An 18,366-nucleotide genomic window follows, 5' to 3' on the forward strand; every position below is an offset into this window, starting at 1 on the left:
ATCATTTCTTGTCATTTGGCGTTCGCCGAAGCCGCAGCGCCGGCCGAGGAGAAGCCCAGCCCCGTCTCGTCGAACTTGAAGCGCAGGCGGATGTATGCGCCTTTGCTGGTGTACTCGTTGGCCGTGAGGTCGCGGTCCTTGAGTCCGACGAAGTTATAGCCGGCCGACACCCACAGGTCCTTCATGACCTGGTAGCCCACCTCGGCGCCCATCGTCTTCTGCAGAGCGCCGCCCTTGCCGTGGAGCAAGCCGGCCTGGATGCCGAAGTCCCAGTCCTTGTTGATGTCCTGCGTGTAGCGCGCCTGCAGCAGGTGGGCCCAGTAGGTGCTCTTGAGCCAGCCGTCGTCGGCGCGCGACCACTTGGCCGCATAGCGCCCGTTGATCACGGTGCCGGGCCGCGGGTTGTAGTTGAAGTGGGCCGAGACGATGTCGGCGCTCGTCGTGCCGGGCAGGCTGGCGTTGCCGGAGCCCGCGCCGAAGACGCTCGAACCGTCGAGCGCGCCGGTCGAGCTGCCCGTGCCCACCACGCGCTCCGAACGGCGCTCGTAGCGCATCAGCGCGTTCCAGCGGTCGGTATCGACCGGGCGGTACGCCAGGCCGAACTGGTGGCGTGCAAGATGATGCGCGTTGCCCGCGTTGGTGCCCTGCCCTTCGCTGTCGCTCATCACGCTGCGCGCGAGCAGGCTCCACGAGCGGTCGATCTTGTAGCCGAAGCCAGCGCTGAAGAGCCGCGTGTTCGCATCGTCGCCGCGGCGGCCTTCGAGCACGCCGCTCGCCTTGATGCGTTCGGCGATGTATTCGACGCCGCCGGTGATGGCCGTCGACTGGCCGAGCCCGCCCGAATAGCCCGTGCCCGTGTTGCCGCTGTTGCGCAGGCCACCGAGCTGGCGCGTGTGCTCGATGCCACCAGTCAGGCGCCATTGGTCGTTGAGCTTGAAAGTGTTGCGCACGCCGGTGGCCGCCTGCGCGGCGCGGCCGTCGATGCTGTCGGCCAGGCGGTACTCGCTGTACACGCGCCCGCCTTCCATGTAGCTGCTCTCGATGCCGAGGATGCCGACGTTGTTCGACCCGGTCGTGCCGAGCTGGTCCTGGCTGTAAAGGCTGGAGACCAGTTCGTAGCGGCCGTAGATGCGCGTCTTGTCGGTCACGGCATAGTTGCCGCCGACGGCCAGCACATGGCGGTCGGACTTGCGGATGTCCTGCTCGCCCTCGACGAACACGCTGGCCTGTGGCAGGCCCGGCACCTGCGCCGACAGGCGCGCGCGCACGGTCGTCAGGTCTTCGGCATTCGCGCTGGCGTTCGCGCTCGCCGCGCGGCCCAGCGCGGTGACGTTGCTGGCGCCGACGCCGCTGCCGAGGTTGCCGCTGTAGGTCGAGATCTGGCCGTAGTCGAAGCCCGAGCTGGTGCCCAGGCCCGCGCCGCTCTGGCCGTGGCGCAGGCCGACTTCGGCGGCCATCTGCTCACCGAATTTCTTCTGCACGCTGGCGGTGAAGCCGCGGCGGCTTCCATCCTGCAATGCGTCCTGGCTGTAGAGCGCTTCGCCGCGCACCACGGTGGTGGCGTCGATGCGGTACTCGGCGCGCGCGGAGGCCTCGGTGCGGCCGGCCGAGAAGCTCGCGCCGGGGTTGTCGAAGCCGACGCTGGTCTTGCTGGCGAGCGCGACCACGGCGAGGTCTTCGGTCTGGTGGCGCAGCTCGGCGCGGCCGCCGCTGCCCTTGCCGTTTTTGTCGGATTCGGTGCGCACCCATTCGCCCGCCATGGTGGTGTTGTCGCCCAGGCGCGCCACCGCGGTGAGCGCGCCGAGCTTGCGGCGGTTCTCGGGGTTCTCGTCGGTGCTCGCGACCACGCCCAGCTGCAGGTTGTCACCGACCTTCACCTGCACGTCGGTGCCGGCCACGTTGAACTTCGGCCCACCGGCGTCGATCTCGTAGGTCACGCGGATCGACTGCGGATTGAGGTTCGCATCGACCGACGAGATCGCATGCGTGAACAGGATGCGGCGCGTGAGCGGCTCGATGGTGTAGTCCACGAAGCGCGCCACCGTCGTGCGCTGCAGCACCAGGTTGGGCTGGTTGCGGTCGCGCACCACGACCTCGACCTGCTCGCTGTTGTCGACGAACTCGCCGCCCGTGGCGCTCAGGTAGTACGGGCCCGAGGTGCCGACCGCGCGGAACTCTTCGACCTGTTGCGTCTGCGCGGTGCGAGAGAAGAAGCTGGTCGCACGCACGTTGCCGTCGTCGTACACATGCTTCAGGCCGGTGAGCGCACGGTTGCTCTGGCTCAGGTTGCGCACCTCGGTGCTGCTGGCGGTCGTGAAGTCACCGTACAGCAGGTAGGAGCGGTTCTTGTCGATGCGCACGTAGAGCTTCTGCGTGCTCTGCGCGTCGAAGCCCTTGACCGACGAATCGCCGTAGACGGGATAAAACTCGTCGGGGCGGATGTCGCGGAACAGGCGGTCGTCGCGCGTCTTGTTCGAGTCGTAGGCGGCCGTGAGCAGGTACTCGCCCTTGACGGTGCCCTTGAAGAAGAAAGCGGTGCGGGCGGCGGCCCGGCGGTTGCTGTTGCTCTCGTCGGCCAGGCCGGTGAGTTCCGCCTCGAAGGCGGCGCCCGCAGGCATCGCACCGAGCGGCACGCCGCCGCGCTTGGTGAGGTCGAGCACGCCTTCGACGATGCCCACGCCGATCATCGGCCGCATCTCGGGCAAGAGCGCGAGGCGCACTTCCTTCACGAAGCTGCCGGCCGTCACACGCAGGCGCGCGTCGCCGGGTTCACCGGGCGGCAGCAGGCGGAACTCGGCCACGCCGCCTTCCATGAACACCTGCGTGCCGGGTTCGGCGGGGTTCAGGTCTTCGTCCAGCCAGCGGCCGCGGTCGGCTTCGAGCGTGAGCTGGGTGCGTGCGGTCACGGGCACGCCGGCCGCATCGGTCAGGCGCACCTTCACGATCACCGGCGTGCGCAGGTCGGCCTTCGCCGATTCGGGCACGTCGACGCGGATCGCGCCGAGCTTGTCGGGCGCGATCACGCTGATCTGCTGCGCCGTGCCGCGCGCGTTGCCGAAGGGGTCCACGCCTTCCAGCTGCAGGCGGTTGGCGCCGGGCTGCAGCACCACGCCGATGTATTCCCAGGCGCCGAGCTTCTTGCCGGCCAGCTCGGTCTTCTTGCCGACGCGGCGCTCCTCGATGGCCTTGCCGTTGACGGTGAGTCGCAACGCCAGGCCGGCCTGGCCCTTGACGCGCACGTTGACCGACTGGCCCGGCAGCGTGTCGCCGTCCTTCAGGTCGATGAAGCCGAGCGCGTTGTCTTCGATCTGCGGCAATAGGGCTTCCAGCTCGACCGGGCTGGGCACGGCCTGCGGCAGCAGCGGTGCCACCGCGTTCTGGCGCGGCTCGAGCATGGCGGTGTTCGTGTTGACCGGGCGGCTCGCGAATGCGCCCACGCCGGTGGCGCCGCCGCCCATGGCCGATGCGCCCTGCGCGTTGGTGGGCAGGCCGCTGAGCGCCGCGAACAGGCTGCCTGCGGGCGTGGGCGCCGGTGCCGCACTGGCGCCGAGCGTGCCGCTCAAGGTGCTCGATGCCCCGTTGACGAAGCTGCTCGCGTTGGCGGGCGCCACGGGCATCGCGATCAGTGGGGCCGAGTTGGAGAGCGTCGAGCCGGCGCTGGCCGTACTGCCCGTAGCGAGCGCCTGGCCGCTGGCAGGCAGCGAGCGCGCGTCGCCCACCGGCACGATCTTGCCTTCGGGGTCGAGCCGCATGCGCACCTGCGCCTCGGCTTCGGTATCGGGAATGGCGGCAATGGCCGCACGGCGTGCGGCCACCTCGTCCATCACCCCCGGCGTGTCGCAGTTGGCGACGATGAAGTTGGCTTTGTGAAACTCGCCCTTCTTCAGATCGACGAAGCGGCTCTCGGGTCGGCCGGCATTGCGGTTGTCGAGCGCCTCGAGCCGCGCGCCGGCGGGCAGCGTGGTCTGGTCGACGCGCAGCACGTGCGTGACGGGCTTGAGGCCGTAGAGGCTCCACTTGCCTTCCACGTCGGTGATGACGTGGGTGCCGTCTTCCATGTAGAGGCGCACGCCGGGCACGCCGATCTCGTCGTCGCCGTCTTGTCGGCCGTCGCGCTTGCAGTCCATGTGGACCTTGCCGAATAGGAAAGCGTCGTCGGAAAACACGCCGCCTGTCACGCGCACGGTCCAGTTGGCCAGGTTCGACTGCATCGGGCCCGAACTTGCACGGGCGCGGTTGACGGCGTCGCCATTGGTGGGCGCGCCCACGCCGATGCGCACGCGGTAGCGCACCGTGGCCGACTGGTCCACGCCCAGCGCCAGCGCCGGGTAGTCGAAGACGAGCTGCGGGCCCGCGCCGCCGGCTGGGTTGACTGCGGCCGAACCGTTCAGGCGCGCGCTGTTCGCGACATAGGCAAAGCCGGGCGGCAGGCTGTCGGCCAGGCGCACGCCGGTGACCGGGAAGCCCGTCTTGTTGGTGATGACCAGCGCGTAGTCCATGAAGTCGCCGAACTCGACCTGGCGCTTGCTGCCTTCCTTGCGCAGCACCAGCCCCAGCACATTGCCCGGGTCGAGCGGGATGTGGTTGTGCACCACGTCGCAGGCGGCGCCGGATGCATTGAAGCCCGCATTGACCGAGAAGTAGTAGGTGGTCGGGTCCGCGCCCTGCGGCGGGCCGGCATTCGGCACGATGGCGCCGCAGCTGTTGAAGGTGCCGGCCGTGACCGGAATGAGCTGCGACGGCGTCACATAGCCGCTGGCTGCGGGCGGCACCACGCCGAGCGCGTAGGTGCACGAGCCGGTGACCGGCGGCGACTGCAGGAAGAACTGGTAGCCGCCGTCGGCGCCGGTGGTCATGGAGACGCTGCCGTTGGCGTTGACCGTGTAGATGCCCGACGCGCCGCCATACAGCTCTTCCGCCGTGATCGGCGTGACCGGCCCGCTGCTGCACGACTGGCGCGTGAAGGTGACGACCGCACCGGCCACGGGCTGGCGCGTGACGGCGTTGTAGACCGTGCCCTGCGGGTCGGCGAGCAGCGACTGCGCCGAGTTGGCGCTGGCCGCCACCAGCATGGCCGGCGTGACGTTGACGGTGTTCTGGTCGAAGGCCGCAGCCCAGGCCTTGTTGCTGAGCGCCATGCGGCCGCCAACGACGCTGGGCTTCTGCGTGATGCGCACGGTGAAGGAAAGTTCTTCGCTCTGGCCCGGCGCCAGCGCGCGGCTGCCGTCGGTGACGCTCAGCACAGCTTCGGTCGGCAGCCTGAAGGGATCGCTGCTGGCGAGGGCTTCGCGGTCGCAGGTGGCACGTCCGGTGAAGCCACTGGCGGCATGGAGGATGCCGCTGCGCGCCTTCGGCGGACCGGCCAGTTCCCAGGCGGCAACGAGGCCGTCGGGCTTGTCCATGTCGAAGGTGCAATTGAGGTTGTCGATGAGCCGCACGTTCGGCGCCGAGGCCGCGCCGGTGTTGCTCACCTTGAGGCGGTAGTCGAGCTCGTACACGCCCTGCGACACGCGCCGCGGCGCCGAAGCGGTCTTGGCCAGCGTGAGCGCGGGCAGCTGCGTGGACACCGGCGTGGGCGAGCTGTCGTTGTTCGGATTGCCGTCTCCGTCGGCGTCGGGGTTGCTGCCGTTGACCGAGTCGTCGAAGGCCGCCGGCGAGCCGCCTGCGGTGAGCGCGCCCTGGGCACGCACGGTGTTGTAGAGCGTACCGGCGCGGCCGCCGACGTTGAAGCGCACATCGAAGCGCACGGTGAACTGCGCGCCTACCGGCAGCACGGCACCAGGCGCCAGCAGGTTCTGCGCGGCGGCGGTGCCGTTGAACGCGCTGTCGGCCGCGACCGCGGTACCGCCCACGCCATTGCCCTGGCTGCCCGCGATGGCCAGCGTGCCGGGCACGATGGTGTACTGGTTGGCGGCGGGCACCGCGGCCGACGTGTAGGTGCCGAACTGCGTCGCGCCGCTGCCTTCGAGCAAGTCGGTCGCCTGCACGCCGTAGAGCCACACGGCGCCATAGTTGCGCACGTTGACGCTGAAGCTCACGGTGGCGGTGCCGTCGAGCTGGCCGTCGGCGCCGCGGTGGAGGCGCGGCGTCGAGGCCGCCTTGGCCACCCCGATGCGGCTCTGGCTGGAGGTGATGACCACCGTGTTCGAGGGCGACACCGCGGGCGCCGCACCGTCGTTGTAGTAGCCCTGCGCGGTGTTGCGGATGTCACCGCTCTGGTCGGCCTTGACCTGCACCGCGAACTGCATGGCGATCGATGCGTTGCGCGACAGCGCGGTCGGCACGCCGATGGCCACTTCGACCGCCGAAGCGTCTTCGGCGGTGCGGTAGCTGAAGTCCGGATCGCCCGGCAGGCGGAACAGGCGCACCGCGCCGGCTGCCGTGCTTTGCAGGCTGCCCGCGATGTAGCGCGTGCCCGCGGGCACGAGATCGCGCACCAGCAGCAGGCTGGTGGGCGTGCCGTTCACCAGCACCGGCGTTCCTGCGGGTGCGGCGGTGTTGCCGGGGCGTGCGTCGCGCGCGCCGATGTTGGTGCCCGACACGGTGAAGTCGATGCGCGTGGTGCCCGGAACCACGAAGCCCGGATAGCTCGCGGACTTGGTGATGGCCAGCACAGCCGCATCGCCCACCGTGACGGTGTCGCGGTTGACGGCACTGAGCTTCTGCAGCGCAGTAGTGGCGGTAAGCGCCACGCAGGCATTGCCGCTGGCCGCGGCAGGGATGGTGCCCTGCACCAGCAGCGCTGCGGTCTCGCCGGACTGCAGCGCGATGGCGCCGCCTGTGCCGAGCGGCAGCACCGGGTCGGCCGCATCGGCCACGCCGTTGTTGTTGGTGTCGCGCACCACGCGCAGCGCCGACAAGTCGAGCGCGCCGGCCGGGCAGCCCACGCCGCCGTTGGCAAGGCCGAGGGTGTAGCTCGACGGCACATTGCCGGTGTTGGCGAGCAGGTGGCTCAGCGTGACGACGGCGGCCGGCGGCCGGCTGACCGACTGGTCCTGCGTGAGCACCAGCGCCTCGACCGGCAGCACGGTGGCGCTGACGCCGTTGGAGCTCGACGTCTCGGTCTGCGAAAGGCCGGCCGGCACGTAGGTGGCGGTGGCGACGTTGCGGATCACGGTGCCGCCGGACGGGGGCGCGGCGTGCGCGGCGGTTCCGGCGAGCGTGCAGCCGAGGACCGCCATCGCCACGACGGCTGCGGCCATGCCGCCTCGCCATCGTTGCGAGCGGGTGCTCAGATACGCCAGAAGAAATTGCACGCCACGAACCTTCCATCGGCCCGCGCGCGGCGCGGGCCGTCCAAAACTCAAAGAACTTTTTCCTCTGCCGCCTGCAAGGCAGGCGCGGTCGCGTGCTGCGTGAAAGCGGCAAGGGAAAAAAGCGAGGCATGCCAACAGGCAGCGCCTCGCGAAAGCCGGCGGACCCCGAGGCCCGCCAGCGACTCAAACCCTTGTCGTCACTCGTTGACCTTCACGGCGAAGGTCAGCGTGGCCGTGCCGCTCGGGGCCACGGTGTTGGCGGCGCTGCCGCAGCTCACCGCGGTGGCGGTCTGTGCGTAGACGAGCGCCGTGCCGGTCACGCCGGTCGAGGTGCATCGCGACGCGGCCGCGGGTTGCGTGGCGCTCAGCGAGGTGTAAGCAGGCACCGCATCGTTGATGGCGATGTTGGTGACCGATGCCGTGCCTTCGTTGGTGGCGACGACCTTGTAGACGATGCACTGGCCGGGCTTCAGCGACAGCGGAGCTGCCGCGAATGCGCCGTCCGCCACACCATCGCAGGTGAGGTCGGCTGCCTGCGTCTTGAGGACGCGGATCTGGCCGGTGATCACGGTGCTGATGTCGGTGGCCGACGGTGCGCCGCAGCTCGCCGCGTCGGTGAAGGTCGCGGTCACGGTCGTGGTGTCGGTTGCGCCGGCGCTGGCGCCGCCCGGTGCGAACACGCGCACCAGCAGCTTCTGCGATGCGCCCACGGCCAGCGGGCCGGCTTGCGGGCCGGTCACCAGCGTGTCGCCCGCGTCGATCTGACCGTCGCCGTTGACGTCCAGGTAGATCGCGGTGGTCCAGCCGAGCGTGGCGTCGGCCGCTGGCACGGTGGCCGTCAGCGTGTACGCACCGCAGCTCTGGTTGCCGGTGTTGGTCAGCGTGTGCGGGTACACCACGGTGCCGCCCGGTGCGAGCTGGCCGCTGTTGTTTGGCGAGAGCGTGGCGCTCAGCGTCTGTGCAGCGGTCACGGTCACGGCGTCGGTCTTCGTGTCGGACACGATCACACCCGTCGAAGCAACGGCGGTGGACTGCACCTGGAAGTAGACCTTCTGTGCGGTGACGGGCGACTGTGTGGCAGGCGGCGTCACGCAGGCAGCGACCTGCGCTTGTGCGCCGGCATTGACGGCCACGCTGGCAATCGCTGCCGATGCGCAAGTGCCGCCCGAGGCCACGAACTTCACCGTCCAGCCGGTCGGCAGGGTGCCGGGGAAGCTGGTCGACTGGCTGGCAGCCAGGTTGTAGGTGTTGTTGACCGAGTCGTTGTTCTTGACGAACAGCGCGAACACGGTGCCGGTGCCGGCCGCGGTCGCGTTGGTCGTGGTCGGGTTCGGGCTCGGGCCGGGGCCCAAGTCGCCGCCTGCTGCCGAGCCTGTGCCCGTACCGGCGGCCGTGTTGGTCAGGTCGACCAGCGAACCGACGACGATGGTCACCGTGTCGAGCGTGGCGTCGATCTTGGTGGTGTCGCCCGCAGAGCGACCCGTCACCGTGGCCGAGAACGGACCCGCACCCACCGCCGTGGCGGAGGGCACGTTGGCCTGCACAACGATGTTGACGCTGCCGCCAGGCGCGATCGGGCCGGTGTCGGGCACGCCGTCACCGGTGGTGTCGAGCAGCGGCGTGACGCCGTCGGCCGCGAACAGCACGAAGGTCGTGCCCGCCGGGAAGGTGCCTGCCGCGACCGTGAGGTTCACGGTGTCGGTGCCGGTGCCCGCGTTGAACACGGACTGCGCGAACTTGACGCTGCCGCCAGCCACGACCGAAGGACGCGTGGTCAGGTCGGCTGCGGTGCCGTTGGGCGTGCCGGCCGTGGTGTCGACGGCGGTGGTAGCGGTCGACGGGTTGGTACCCACCGCGATGCCGTAGCTCGCGACGACCGTGAAGGCCGACGGATTGGTGCTCGAGCCCGGCGTGCCGATGGCCGCCGCCGTGATCGTCAGGGGAACGCTGGTCGACTCGAACGTCGCCACGTTGGTGGTGGTCGACGTACCGATCGCGGCGGTGGTTTTCACAAGCACCACGAAGCTGACCGTCTGCGTCACGTTCTGGCCGAGCGAGGCGACCACGGTGTTCAGCGTGCTGCCGGCCACCTGGAAGTCGATGCCGGACGGATCGCCGCCTGCGCCGTCGCCCAGCGCCGTGCCGGGCGCGCTGCTCCATACCGCGGAACCCGCGACGTAGGTCATGCCGCTTGGCAACGTGTCGGACATCGCAAACCTGCCCGCTGCGCCGCCCGTGTTGTTGAAGGTGAGCGTGTAGACCGTGTACTGGCAGGTCGCGCTGGAAGCGAGACCGGCCGACCAGGTCGTGGCACAGCTTGCCGAGGACGATCGCGGACCGCCGGTGGTCGCGATCGGCCAGGCGGCATTGCCAGGTCCGGCCACGGACGGAACGCCGATCGACTTGGTGACGTTGAACGCCGCCGCCGTCGTCAGCTTGATCTCGTCCTTGTCGGCTGCCGAGGTGTTCGGTGCGGTGTACAGCGCCGACGTGCCTGGCGTAGCGGTGAGCGTCGCCGTATCGAAAGCGCCGGTGGCACTGGTGGCCGTGCCAGGGATCGTGTAGGCCACGACGAAGCGGAACACGCCGTTGTTGCCGGCCACGCTCTGTGCGGGCACGCTGCAAACGCCTGCGGCTGCGGCCGTGCACAGCGGGGTGGTGCCGTCGGGCACGCCGTCGCCGTTCGCGTCGGGGTAGACCTCGACCTTGGAGAACTTGTCGGTGTCGGCGTCGACCGTCAGCGTGAAGGTGTCGGTGCCGTTACCGGTGTTGGTCAACGTGTGCGGTGCGTAGACGATGGAACCCGCCGCGCCGATCTTCGTGTTGACTATGGTCGTCGTGACCTGGTTGACCGAGTCGAGCGTGAACGACCCCACCTGCTGAACCGTGGTCTGGACCAGGTTGGACGTGGCCAGCTGGGTGGTGCCGGCTGCGTCGGAATAAGTGGCCGAAGCCTGGTTACCGATGACGGTATTGGCTGGTGGTGCAGCGGCCAGTGCGGTCGAACTTCCGAACAGGAAGCCCAGCGTCAAGGCTGCGGCGCCGGCCCACGACGCAGACGGCCTGAGGCCGATGCTGCGCCGGGTTGGCAGGGTGGAAATCACGTGGTTTCTCCTCGGTTGTCAAAAAAGGTCAGGAACAGGAAAAAACCCGGGCTGCCGTGTTTCGTTGCTCGAAAACGCGGCGACCGGGTTGCACTCGAAAGAAATCGGATGGCACGGTGAAAGAGGCGAAGCGCCGGATCAGCGCGCAGCGCCGGACGCGGCCTGCACCGCCACCGCGGGCGGCGGCACGACCACCTCGACCTTGGCGCGCGCGCTCACGGCGGTGCTGCCGTTGGCGGGCAACTGGCCCAGCGTCCAGCGCAGCGACCGGTAGTCGGCATAGGGCACCGGCTCGGTCTTGTTGCCAGCGGCCTTGCGCATCAGCGGCTCGGCGCCGAACACGGCGTCCTTGGTCGCGGCCTGCACCAGGCCTGCGCCCGGCTTGGCGCTGCGCGGCTGGTACTCAAGGCCTTCGGGAATCGGAAGATCCGCCACAAGGCCGGTGACCGGCTTGCCGGTGTTGTTGGTATAGGTGGCCCGGTACTCGACGACATCGCCGGGCTTGACCGAGCTGGCGTCCACCAGCTGTTCCTTGCCCTGCGCGTCCTTCACCACCTTGGACTGGGTGAGAACGACGGCAACGGCCTTCTTCTGGGCGGCCTCGGCAGCGGGTGCGGACTGGGCCGCGGCAGCGCCGGCGAAACCGGTCAGCCCGGCCAGCAGGAACGCGCTGGCGCCCAGGCTGGAAAAGCGGCAATTCAGGATTTGAGTCAGTTTTTTAATAACCATGGTTGCTCCAGATTCAAGACACACAGGAGTTCACCCCGGCGCATGCCGGCAATGAAATAAGCGGCTCGGGCCGCGGGGAGAAATTGCCGGCATTGCAAGCGCCGGCGTTTGAATGAGCGATCAGTGCCTTTTCGATTTGCATCGATGCGGCACAACCCGCTGGACTGCTGCGATTTCTCCGTCGCAGTCAGTCGTATCAACTGTTAACAAACATCTAGTTTTGGTTACGAAGTGTAGACCAAAACTGATACTTTGGTACCAATCGAAACCGACAACTGTCCATTCGGAACAACAGTTCCGGTTACGACAACCGGAGCCGGCGGAAGCATGTTTTTCCCTCTGGAGCCCATGCGAGCGGACACGAAGCCCTCACACGGCGTTCGACGGATGCAATAGAAAAATGGGAAAAAAGCCCATGCCGGGCTCGGGGGTGGCGAGCCGAACGTCGTCCTGCCCGAATCAAGAAAGCTTGAAAATATTCAAGACGTAATCGACAAAGACCTTGATCTTTGGAGAATTGCGGCGGGACGGCAAGTAGACCAGATTGATTTCCTGCGGCTTCAATTTGATCGCCGGCAGCACGGAAACCAGAAATCCGCTGTCGATGTGTGGTTGGGCCATCGCCAGAGGGACCAGTCCTATACCTTTGGCGGCTATTGTCAATTTCAGGATCAATTCCAGATCGTCCGATTGGAATACGCTGCCCGCGCGCACCCGGTATATCTTGCCCGCGGTCGAAAGGCTGATTTCCTTTTTGCGCCCCTCGCCCTCGGTGACCAGAAATGCGTGCGACGCCAGATCGGGAACGCCCTCCAGGGCGGGATGCGCTGCCAGGTAGTCCGGGGCGGCGCACAGCACCATCGGCTCGTTCTTCAGATGGCGCGCCACCATCTCGTCGCAGCCCTCCCGTCCGCGCCGGATGGCCACATCGGCCTCGTCGCGATACAGATCGGCCCTGTCATTGCCCGTTTCGACCACGACCTCGAGCTGCGGATAGGCCGCCATGAAATCAGGCAGATGCGCCCCGAGCAGCTCCCTGCCGTAGTAGTGAGGAACCGCCACGCGCAGCCGCCCGCCCACCGTACCGCTGCCGGAGGACAGGTTCAGCATGACGTCATCGAGGATGGTCAGCACATGCTGGGCCGCGACCAGAAACTCCCGGCCCTCCTCCGTGAGCGCGAAGCGCGTGGAGCCGCGATGCAGAAGCTGGTGTCCGACCGTCGCCTCCAGCCGCTGGAGCTGGCGCGATGCGGACGCCTTGGGCACGTTCAGCACATCGGCTGCCGGAGTCAGTCCTCCGAGCTGGGCGGCTTTGGTGAAAAGCCGGACGTCCGACAAAGAAAAATCCTTCATTTCAACTTCCGGCAACCCTGTTTGTTTTCTTCATGAACGCTCGTATCGGCGTTTTGTGCGGCCACGCCGCTTCGCAAATGAAAGCCCCTTACGCAATTGGCGCAGTGGCCTTAAGTAACATTTTCGAACGATAAAACAAGATTGGTTAACTTTTGCAACACAGTTTCACCGATCCGGGAATAGTTCACTATTCAGCAGCAATTGTGTAAATCGCGCTTGCAGAAACGTTGGTGCTTGAGGCTCAAAAACGACCGCAACGGCTGGACGGTCCGTGCGCCCGCCCCCAAACCCCTGCCGCCGACTGCGACAATCCACTTGGGCGAAAATTCGTCAAATGATTCAATGAATTAGACCTTTCTTATTCATATGCTCCTCCAAGCTCCCCGCACCTCCCTGGCCGACAGCGCCGCCAACAGCATCCGCGCCGAGATCGCGGCCGGCCGGTGGACGATCGGTTCGCGCATTCCCATCGAACCGCAACTGGCCCTGCTGCTCGGCGTGAGCCGCGGCACCGTGCGCGAAGCGGTCAAGACGCTGGTCTCGCGCGGCCTGCTCGAGGTGCGGCAGGGCTCCGGCACCTATGTGCGCTCCGGCTTCGACCCGTCGCTCAGCTTGCAGAAGATGCGGCGCGCGAGCCTCAGAGACCAGTTCGAGGTTCGGCGCGCGCTCGAGGTCGAGGCCGCGCGGCTGGCCGCGCTGCGCCATACCGCCAAGGATCTGCGCAACCTGAAAACCCTGCTCGAAAAGCGCGGCGTGCCGGACGCAAAGGACGGTGGCGCGAGCTTCATAGAGCGTGACCTGGCCTTTCACCTGGCCATCGTCGACATCTCCGGCAACCTCGCGCTGGCCGAAACCTGCCGCTTCATCGCCGGCTACATCAAGGAAACCATCGCAAGCACGATGGACGCCGGCCTGCCGGAACCCGACACGGCTGTGCACACCGCCATCGTCGAAGCCATTGCAAGCCGCGACCCTGACCGCGCCGCGGAGGCGGTGCGTGCCTTCATGTCGCCCATGATCGACGCCCTCGCGCAGGACGCGGAGGCCGCCCGATGAGCGCAGTGCCGTTCAGGGCGGGCCACACGGCCGACGAACTGCTGATCGACGCCGAGGCCGACAGCATGCCCGCGCCGCGCGCCACGCCGGCGGGCAGCCTGGGCCGGCGCATCCTGCTGGGCGCGAGCGTGGTGCTGATCGCCTTCAACCTGCGGCCGGTGTTCGCCAGCCTGTCGGTGGTGCTGCCCGAGATCATTGCGGCCACCGGTCTCTCCGCCACCGCCGCGAGCCTCTTGACCACGCTGCCCATCGTCTGCCTGGGTGTGTTCGCGCCGCTGGCGCCGGGCCTTGGCCGTCGCTTCGGCACCGAGCGCACGCTGCTCGCCTGCATGGTGCTGATCCTGGTGGGCACGCTGCTGCGGGGCACCGGCAGCATCCCGCTGCTGTTCCTGGCCTCTGCCATCGCGGGCAGCGGCATCGCGGTTTCGAACGTGCTGCTCTCCGGCCTCGTGAAGCGCGACTTCCCCGGACAGGCGGCGCTGATGATGGGCCTCTACACCATGGCAGTGTGCGGCGGTGCGGCCAGCGCCGCGGGCGTCACCGTGCCGATCCAGCATGCGCTCGGCGGAAGCTGGACCTACGCGCTTGCCATGTGGGCGGCGCCAGCCTTGCTGGTCACGCTGATCTGGGCCCCGCAAGCCCTGCCGCTGAAGCCGGTGCCCAGCGAATCGGGCTTCACCGTGCGCGGCTTGTGGCGCGACCGGCTGGCATGGCAGGTCACGTTCTTCATGGGACTCCAATCGGCCCTTGCGTACATCGTGATGGGTTGGCTTGCACCCATCCTGCGCGAACGCGGGCTCGGCAGCGAGACTGCGGGCTACGTGGTGTCGCTGTCGGTCATGACGCAGGTGGTGACCTGCCTCGTGGTGCCGGCCGTGGCAGTGAAGCTGCGCAACCAGCGCGGTCTGGCGGTGGTGCTGGCCGCGCTCACCGTGGCCGCGATGCTGGCCATGCTGTTCGCGCCGCTTGGCGGCGTGTGGTTGTGGGCCGTGCTGCTGGGCATTGCGCAGGGCGGCACCTTTGCGCTGGCGCTCACGATGATCGTGCTGCGCTCGCCCGATTCGCACGTGGCTGCGCACCTCTCGGGCATGGCTCAGGGTGTTGGTTATGTCGTCGCGGCGTTCGGGCCTTTGTTGGCCGGCCTGCTGCATGGATGGACCGGCAGCTTCCGCGCATCCTCATGGCTTTTCCTCGGGCTGGGCATTGCACTGGTGACGGCGGGCATCGGCGCAGGGCGCACCATGCACGTGGGAGCGATCACGGTTCCGCAGCGCTGACGACGAGAAAGGCGGCCGCACCGCTACTGCGGTCCGCCGCAGAACCCCGCGCGTTCGGTGGTCCTGGCGGCAAAGTGCAGGCGCGTGGTGGTCGCGGCGCTCGGGGGCGTGTGCGCCGGCCAGTCGCTTTGCAGCCACGTGAATTGCCAGTTGTAGGGCTCGCCCGGCCGGACGGGTTCGCCATAGGCGATGCGCAGACTGCCGCTGCTCTCGTCGTGGCAATGCTTCGACTGCTTGTATTCCTTCTCGCTGAAGCAGGCTCGGACCATCTTCGAGCAGGAAAAGGGAATGTCGTCGTACGCGGCCTTGCTCTCGTCGAGCGGAACGAAGTCGGCCTTGGTGAACGAAGCGCCGCCGCCCGAATACATCTCGGACACCGTCTGGAGCACGGCGACGGCCCATTGCCCCTCGGCCAGCGGGTAGAGGGCCGGAGCGAGCGAAACACGCGCCTCGGGCGTGCCGCTCCCTTCTTTCTTCAACGCGGCGGCATAGCTGCTGAAGTCATGCAGGCGCGCGAGCTGCCAGGTTCTCGAATCTGCGCCGCGCTTGATGCGCAACATCGCCATGGCCAGCGGCTCGTCAGATAACACCGCGTAGTCGCCTGCAGCTGCGCCACGCGGCCGATACAACCCGAGGGACTGTGGATTGCAAGGCTGCGGCAGCAGCGCACACAGACGTGGGCGCCATTCAGGATCGACGGACTCCGGCTTCTTGACCGCGTCGAACGGCTGCGCGGCGGGTGCGGCAATGACCTGGCCGGCCAGCAGCAGCAGCAAAGCGAGCATCGAGGCAGCAGGGCAAAGGGCTGGTGACGGCTTTTTCATGGACGGGAATGGTAGCCAGACTGCTGCAAGAAGTTGCGACCAAATTGCCGAATGAGCGATGGCCTCGATGTTGTAGCCTTCGCAACGTGGCCGCCCCGGCCTCTCGAACGGAGCGAAGATGGCTGACAAGATCCTGGTGTTCTATGGCTCGTATCGATCGGATCGCATGGGCATTCGCCTGGCGGACTACGTGGTGGCCGGCCTCAACGCGCGCGGCGCCGAAGCCGAACTGATCGACGCCCAGGCCGTCGGCCTGCCGATGCTCGACCGCATGTACAAGGAGTATCCCCAGGGTGCCGCGCCCGCGGCGATGGAAGCGCTGGCGCAGAAGATACGCGGCGCCGACGCCTTCGTCTTCGTGACCGGCGAATACAACTGGGGCCCGCAGCCCGGCTTGAAGAACCTCACCGACCACTTCCTCGAGGAATGGTTCTGGCGTCCCGCCGCCGTCGCCAGCTATTCGGCGGGGCGTTTCTCCGGTGTGCGCTCGGGCACCTTGTGGCATTCGATCCTGTCCGAGATGGGAATGGTCGTCATCTCGAGCACGCTGGCCGTCGGCCCCATTTCGCAGACGCTGGATGCGGGCGGCAAGCCCACGGGTGGTCCGGGCGAATCGCTCGAGCGCTCGTTCGGGCGCTTCGCCGACGACCTGGCGTGGTGGACCGAGGCCGCGCGCACGCAGCGGGCGCAGAAGGCACCGCCCTATTGACCGGCGGCAGTGGGTTTTCCGTTGCGGCTACGTGGCGTTCAGCCGTGCACGCGTCCTCGATCTGGGCGTGACCTTGGGCGGATCGCGCAGGATTATTTCATCCCGGCAGTTCTTAAGCCTCGGCCCCGCGACCGCGGTCTTCTTCGTCCTGTGGTCGTATTTGAGGAACAGGCCCGACACGCTGCCGACATAGGCATCGATTCCGAAATCGTCCGCCACGCCCCGGTCTTCCGGTGAGAACTTGTTGGGCTCCATCTTGAAGCCGGCGCCTTTGATCGCGGGGTGCGTGTGGTAGTAAGCCACGGCGCTGGTGCCTTCGGGGCAGCCCTTGTTGCCACCGCGGTGGCCCACGTCGACGGTGTTGGTGTCTCCCTCGCGTGGGGGCATGGCGAAGTATTTGGTGCCCCACTGGCAAATCATGCCGCCGAACTCCTTGCGCCGTTCGATGGACTCGATGAGCACGGCTTCGAGCGCCGCGCGCGCGGCTCCGGTCGGCGTGTCGAAGAGTTGGATCTCGAAAGGGAATGGGGGCGGTGCGGTATCCATGCCCGGAGTGTCGCGGCTGCGCGCGCACGCGGCCATCTGCCAGAAAGCGTATGACACCCGGCCGGCCGCGGCGGGCACCACCTCTGCAGGATCAGGCAAGAACCTTGCTCGATCCGGATAACACCTGAAGCACCATCCGCGCGAGACTTGTCTCCATGCCCGGCGCTGCGTTGCGCCATGGTTCACACCAACCCGCACGAGGAGTTTCTCATGAGCGCAATCCAGGAAAAAGTCGTTCTCATCACGGGCGCAAGCGGTGGCATCGGCGAGGCGGCCGCGCGGCTCTTGGCACGTCGCGGCGCCAAGGTGGTGCTCGGCGCGCGCCGCACGGAGCGGCTCGAGGCACTGGCCCACGACATCACGGCCGCCGGCGGAACGGCGAGCTTCCAGCGGCTCGACGTCACCTATCGGCCCGACGTGGAGGCGTTTGCCGAGTTCGCACTCGAGACGCACGACCGCATCGACGTGCTGGTGAACGCCGCGGGCGTCATGCCGCTCTCGCCGCTGTGGACGCGCAAGGTCGACGAGTGGGAACTGATGATCGACGTGAACCTGCGCGGCGTGCTGCTGGGCATTGCGGCGGTGCTGCCGACGATGCAGGAGCAGGGCTGGGGCCACATCGTCAATGTGGCGCCGGTGCCCGCGCATGGCGTGTCGCCGAATTCAGCCGTCTATTGCGGCACGCAGTACGCGGTCGACGCCATTTCGGAAGGGCTGCGCCAGGAGCATGCGGGCCGGGTGCGCGTGACCGTGGTGCGCCCCGATGTGAGCGAGGCAGACCGCACGCTGGCCGATCGCATCGCGGCCTGCAGCTCGTTCGAGCGCATGGTCACGCGGCGGCGCATCGCGGTGCCGGTGGAGGCCGTGGCCCGCTCGATTGCGGGCGCCATCGAAGGCAGCAGCATCTCGGCACCGCGGCGCACGGCATGGCGCCCGCGGCCGGCGGAGCACGCGTTCTGAGGGGCCGCGCCGCGTCATTAGGTCTTATCAGTAGGTCTTGTAAGGCAGGAACTTGCCCGAGAGCACCACGTTGACGCGGTCGCCCTTGGGGTCGGCCTGGCGCTGGATGTCCATGCTGAAATCGATGGCGCTCATGATGCCGTCGCCGAATTCTTCGTGGATCAATTCCTTGATGGTGGTGCCATACACGCTCACCACCTCGTACCAGCGGTAGATGAGCGGATCAGTCGGCACGGGCGTTGGCAGCGAACCCTTGTAGGGCACCACCTGGAGCCACTTCTGCTCTTCGACGGTGAGGCCGAAGATCTTGCCGATGATCTTGGCCTGCTTGTCGTCGAGCGTCATCTGGCCGAGGCATGCGGCGGTGGTCCACTCTTTCGAGAGGCCAACCTTCCTGGCCACGTCGGCCCACTGGATGCCCTTGGACACCTTCACGGTGATGATCTTCTCGGTAACGTCGTTGCGGTTCATGCGGGTTGGCTCCTGATTCGAATCGGATGGGTGAAGTAGGAGCAAGCAAGCAACAAATGTTCCTGATGCGTTGCTCCCTCT

General features: G+C 67.5%; 11 protein-coding genes. 4 read left to right on the plus strand and 7 right to left on the minus strand.

From position 1 onward, the window contains the following. Nucleotides 1-11: 11 nt before the first annotated feature. The 4 genes from BLR24_RS16850 to BLR24_RS16865 form a co-directional block, all read right to left on the minus strand. Nucleotides 12-7,202 carry a DUF11 domain-containing protein gene (locus BLR24_RS16850; RefSeq protein WP_093018878.1) on the minus strand — a complete coding sequence of 2,397 codons (7,191 nt, stop codon included), beginning with the start codon at nucleotides 7,200-7,202 and terminating at the stop codon, nucleotides 12-14. A gap of 251 nt (nucleotides 7,203-7,453) precedes the next feature. After that, nucleotides 7,454-10,360: a beta strand repeat-containing protein gene (locus BLR24_RS16855; protein ID WP_093018880.1), complete on the minus strand. Its 2,907-nt coding sequence runs from the start codon at nucleotides 10,358-10,360 to the stop codon at nucleotides 7,454-7,456. A 138-nt stretch (nucleotides 10,361-10,498) separates the two neighbouring features. Further along, nucleotides 10,499-11,089: a DUF11 domain-containing protein gene (locus BLR24_RS16860; protein WP_093018881.1), complete on the minus strand. Its 591-nt coding sequence runs from the start codon at nucleotides 11,087-11,089 to the stop codon at nucleotides 10,499-10,501. Between the two features lie 459 nt (nucleotides 11,090-11,548). Continuing rightward, nucleotides 11,549-12,442, minus strand: a complete 894-nt coding sequence (locus BLR24_RS16865; protein WP_093018883.1) for a LysR family transcriptional regulator — start codon at nucleotides 12,440-12,442, stop codon at nucleotides 11,549-11,551. 366 nt (nucleotides 12,443-12,808) lie between these two features. Between BLR24_RS16865 and BLR24_RS16870 the strand changes: the two genes are divergently transcribed. Further along, nucleotides 12,809-13,498 (plus strand): FadR/GntR family transcriptional regulator, encoded by a 690-nt coding sequence (locus tag BLR24_RS16870; protein WP_093018885.1) that lies wholly within the window; start codon nucleotides 12,809-12,811, stop codon nucleotides 13,496-13,498. Next, nucleotides 13,495-14,775: a CynX/NimT family MFS transporter gene (locus BLR24_RS16875; RefSeq protein WP_093018887.1), complete on the plus strand. Its 1,281-nt coding sequence runs from the start codon at nucleotides 13,495-13,497 to the stop codon at nucleotides 14,773-14,775. The genes BLR24_RS16870 and BLR24_RS16875 overlap by 4 nt, the downstream gene beginning before the upstream one ends. Nucleotides 14,776-14,798: 23 nt before the next feature. Here BLR24_RS16875 and BLR24_RS16880 read toward each other — a convergent pair whose 3' ends face one another. After that, nucleotides 14,799-15,560 carry a hypothetical protein gene (locus tag BLR24_RS16880; protein ID WP_093018889.1) on the minus strand — a complete coding sequence of 254 codons (762 nt, stop codon included), beginning with the start codon at nucleotides 15,558-15,560 and terminating at the stop codon, nucleotides 14,799-14,801. A 157-nt stretch (nucleotides 15,561-15,717) separates the two neighbouring features. On the opposite strand from BLR24_RS16880, the gene BLR24_RS16885 reads away from it, so the two are divergent. Then, a complete protein-coding gene (locus BLR24_RS16885) occupies nucleotides 15,718-16,308 on the plus strand; it encodes an NADPH-dependent FMN reductase (protein WP_093018891.1) in 591 nt (196 codons plus the stop codon). Nucleotides 16,309-16,335: 27 nt separating this feature from the next. On the opposite strand, the gene BLR24_RS16890 is transcribed toward BLR24_RS16885, so the two are convergent. Next, complete coding sequence (locus tag BLR24_RS16890; protein WP_139188769.1) at nucleotides 16,336-16,953, minus strand: DUF4329 domain-containing protein; 618 nt, start codon at nucleotides 16,951-16,953, stop codon at nucleotides 16,336-16,338. A gap of 111 nt (nucleotides 16,954-17,064) precedes the next feature. Here BLR24_RS16890 and BLR24_RS16895 point away from each other — a divergent pair, with 111 nt between their 5' ends. Continuing rightward, entirely contained in the window at nucleotides 17,065-17,814 is a 750-nt protein-coding gene (locus BLR24_RS16895; protein WP_093018996.1) for an SDR family oxidoreductase, read from the plus strand. 27 nt (nucleotides 17,815-17,841) lie between these two features. Here the strand turns inward: BLR24_RS16895 and cynS are convergent, their stop codons facing one another. Further along, entirely contained in the window at nucleotides 17,842-18,285 is a 444-nt protein-coding gene (gene cynS / locus BLR24_RS16900; RefSeq protein WP_093018895.1) for a cyanase, read from the minus strand. Between the last annotated feature and the right edge of the window lie 81 nt (nucleotides 18,286-18,366).

Origin of the sequence: Variovorax sp. OV700, assembly GCF_900099805.1 — a bacterium.
Taxonomy (GTDB): Bacteria; Pseudomonadota; Gammaproteobacteria; order Burkholderiales; family Burkholderiaceae_C; genus Variovorax.